The organism is Ruminococcus difficilis (assembly GCF_016680995.1).
Genome location: NZ_JAEQMG010000077.1, coordinates 1 through 3257, shown reverse-complemented (window position 1 = coordinate 3257; position 3257 = coordinate 1). Strand labels below are relative to the sequence as shown.

General features: G+C 46.0%; 4 protein-coding genes and 1 tRNA gene. 2 read left to right on the top strand and 3 right to left on the bottom strand.

Annotation, left to right across the window (positions count from 1 at the left end; translation table 11 throughout):
- Positions 1-146 precede the first annotated feature (146 nt).
- A tRNA-Ala gene (locus tag JKK62_RS08630) sits at positions 147-222 on the top strand.
- A gap of 97 nt (positions 223-319) precedes the next feature.
- Here JKK62_RS08630 and JKK62_RS08625 read toward each other — a convergent pair.
- Both JKK62_RS08625 and JKK62_RS08620 read right to left on the bottom strand, forming a co-directional pair.
- Positions 320-925, bottom strand: coding sequence for a site-specific integrase (locus tag JKK62_RS08625; protein WP_201427568.1), 606 nt, complete (start codon positions 923-925; stop codon positions 320-322).
- Positions 922-1266 (bottom strand): AAA family ATPase, encoded by a 345-nt coding sequence (locus JKK62_RS08620; RefSeq protein WP_201427567.1) that lies wholly within the window; start codon positions 1264-1266, stop codon positions 922-924. Before JKK62_RS08620 ends, JKK62_RS08625 begins: the two co-directional genes overlap by 4 nt.
- A gap of 519 nt (positions 1267-1785) precedes the next feature.
- On the opposite strand from JKK62_RS08620, the gene JKK62_RS08615 reads away from it, so the two are divergent.
- Positions 1786-2952 (top strand): AAA family ATPase, encoded by a 1167-nt coding sequence (locus tag JKK62_RS08615; RefSeq protein ID WP_201427566.1) that lies wholly within the window; start codon positions 1786-1788, stop codon positions 2950-2952.
- Between the two features lie 152 nt (positions 2953-3104).
- Here JKK62_RS08615 and JKK62_RS17975 read toward each other — a convergent pair whose 3' ends face one another.
- On the bottom strand, positions 3105-3251 hold the full coding sequence (locus JKK62_RS17975) for a DUF6809 family protein (RefSeq protein WP_366503235.1): 147 nt from the start codon (positions 3249-3251) through the stop codon (positions 3105-3107).
- Between the last annotated feature and the right edge of the window lie 6 nt (positions 3252-3257).

Genomic DNA, 3257 nt, shown 5'->3' with positions numbered 1-3257 from the left:
GGAGAAAACAGATGAAACTTTTCTTTCATCTCTGAACCCATCATGCGAGATGGATCGTTTCGCGCTTTCAAACGCACCTTATCTCCACCAGAAGTGCCGCAGTCAAAACTGCGGCGCGACCTTAACAAAACTGAATATTATCTCATGGGGGTATAGCTCAGCTGGGAGAGTGCTTGACTGGCAGTCAAGAGGTCACGGGTTCGAGCCCCGTTATCTCCACCATTTCATCTTGCTCCGAAAATGGCTTTGGTCAGCCATTTTCGGAGCTTCTCTTTTTGCCTGAACTGTTCATTTTCGGTTCAGGTCATTATTTTGGTCATTACGGGTCATTTTCGTCTATCAGCCCCGCCATAACGTTCGCTGCCTTTGCCTTCGCTTTTCTCACGGCGTGGGTGTAGATGTTCAGCGTGGTAGAGACATTGCTGTGTCCGAGGATCGCGGACACGGTGGACACGTCTACTCCGTTGACAATTGACTGCGTCGCGACTGTGTGACGGAAGCTGTGCAGTCCTTTGAACGGTACTCCTTCCCTCTCGCAGAAATCCTTGAGCCATTTGTACGGATAGTACGGCCGCATCGGTTCGCCGCGCCAGTTGATGAACAGCCTGTCGCTGTTGACCCACAGGTCGCCGCACTTTTCGGCATTCATCTGCTGTTCATCGTACCACTGACGAATCATTTCCGTCAGGTGCGGCTGCAAATACAGCTCGCGGACGCTCGATTTGGTTTTCGGTGTGCTGGTATAGATACCCGTCGAGCCGTTCTGGTAGTTCGATGTGCGGACGATTTCCAGTGTGTTGTTCTCAAAGTCGATGTCCTTGAATTCCAACCCCATCAACTCACCGCGGCGCATTCCGCAGTAAGCGAGCAGCAGGATAGTCGGGATAAGCGAAACCAAAATCAGCTTCTTCAAACTCCGCTTCATCTTCCATATTCTCCTTCAAATATTTTTCTTCGTGCAACCGAATGTCTCTGCACGGCTTGCAGGCGCGTGTTGGAATCCTCCAAACTGAGATAGAGGGTTGTCCCTTTCGTGGTAGGAAAGTTCCAGATGTTCTCACCCTTCGCTATCCTCACGCACCAGTCAAGTACCATCCACGATTTGCCGATCTTCATGGAGCCGTTCAGCATCGCAAGCCCCTGCGGAAGCAAATCCTTGATAACATACTTGATCGGCGGCAAGTCCATCTCTGCCAGCGTTACGCCGTCAAGCGTATTAAGTGTTTTTGGATATGAGTCGATATCCAGGTTCCAGTTTTCTTCCATGCTTGTTATTCCTTTCAGTTTTGATTTTTTATTGCACGCCCGAGTGGGCAGAATAAACGAACAGTCCTTTTACTTTTCAGTGCATTTTTGTATTGCTGAAAAAATTGGCGCTTTGTTCAGACTTTTTTCTTTTTCCCCTTCGCTTGTAAGCCGTTTTTACGGCACATGAATACCCCTTTTTATAAAATTTTATAAAAGTTCGTTAATAATGTTCTATATTCAGCGTTTTTATCTTGTAATTATAGAAAATATGACGTGCTTTTTCTGATTTTTACTTGCAACTTCAGTTGTATTCTGATAAAATATAAGAAACATCATATTACGATAGGATTAGCTATGATTACATTCTCTTTTGAAAAAGATATTGCGCGCTTTCACAGCGCGTGGAGTGAATGGAAGTACTCTGTGTATCACAAGGACACTCCTCGGCATTATAATTTGAGTGTGCAGGGATTTTACGGAAGCGGAAAAACAGAATTTCTCCGGCAGTTTTGTGAGCAGAACAAGGACGCTGTCTATATGAATTTCAAGGATTTGGACAGCAACACTGCGTTATCAGTATTCTGCAATCAGATACTTGACGGTGAGAGTGCTGCGGACTGGATTGAAGCTGTTGAGAAATATAAAAAATTGACAGGCACACGTTTTCGGGTTTTATTCATTGACGATGATAACGGCTCGGCAGCATATAAAGATTTTGAGTCAGCGATACAGTCTGTAAAACTTCACGACCACACGCTTGTTCTCCATGTTAAGAGCCTTGCTCCGGAATCGGAACAGAAGCCCGGTAATATAAAACCACGCTCTATCGTCGACTTCCTGCTTGCGTTTCCCAACTACGACAAGGCTGATGTGATTCGTTTGCACGGTTTAACAGGAGGACTCCCTGCTGTCGCGAAAGAACTGGATACTGATATTCCGATTGAGGAAAACTTGAAACTTCTGCTGAGACATGATTCTGCTTTTTCCCATTTCGCGCCGTCCATATTGCAGAAACTATTTCGCTCACCCGAAAGCTACCACCCGATTCTTTACAGTATCGCCTGCGGCAAGCACCGTCTCAGTGAGATTGCCAAGGACATCGGCTTTCCGAACAACAAGTGCGGAAAATATCTGGAAGCGTTGATAAAGGCAGGCTTGGTCAAGGCGCATAAAGGAACCGAGAACGGCTTTGCGCGATACTTCCTGACAAACAGCTATATCAAGAGTTGGTATCTGTATATTTACAAAAACCGCATGTTGCAAATCACAAATCCACAGGGGCTATTTAACAAAGTAATCGAGTCACTGGATAAGGCGATTGCGCTCCCTGCGCTTGAAGAAAGCTGCATTCGTTTTATTGACAACAAATACAAAATTGAAAACGGCTGTTTTATCGATCACTATGTAAAAGGAAAAACGAAACCCGTCTATCTTAAGCATAAGGACGGATTCCGTTTCAAGATTGATTGCATTATTGAAAACAATGGTAAAACGCTGGTTTGTGTATTTCCGCATTCCTTTGATGAAAAAATCACCAAGGAACAGTTGGAGCATTACATCAATGTCAGTTGCCGCTACGGAAGCTTGTGCAGCGAGGTCTCCCTTGTGGTGTTCAGCGTGAACCGATTCAGCGACTGGTGTGTTCATCAGGCTTCGATTTTGGAACAGCTGTTTTGCGTACCGCTTGAGAGATTGAAATATTAGAAAGACAGCGCACAGATTAGCGTTATGCCAATCTATGCGCTGTGTGTTTTCGCCCACAAACCGCGACAAATCGCCTGTGTTGGCTTTGTTGGGCGAGGTCGGGTACATGCCCCACCGATTCTTTCGCGCGACACGGGGCGAAACAGGGCGCGTCAGGTTTTCTCGCTTGTCATCGCTTCAACCATTAGTCTGACAGCCAAAGAAAAACCCCGGCAAAACGCATTGCGCTCGCCGAGGTTCATTATCTCTGTGTGGTTGTCTTTGATTTTTTCGAGTATAGCTTTTTGCTGCTCCGTCAGAGTAGC

Excerpts from the sequence above, each read along its gene's own strand:
- JKK62_RS08620 (WP_201427567.1), bottom strand. The coding sequence starts at position 1,266 with ATGGAAGAAAACTGGAACCTGGATATCGACTCATATCCAAAAACACTT.
- JKK62_RS08625 (WP_201427568.1), bottom strand. The coding sequence starts at position 925 with ATGAAGCGGAGTTTGAAGAAGCTGATTTTGGTTTCGCTTATCCCGACT.
- JKK62_RS08615 (WP_201427566.1), top strand. The coding sequence starts at position 1,786 with ATGAATTTCAAGGATTTGGACAGCAACACTGCGTTATCAGTATTCTGC.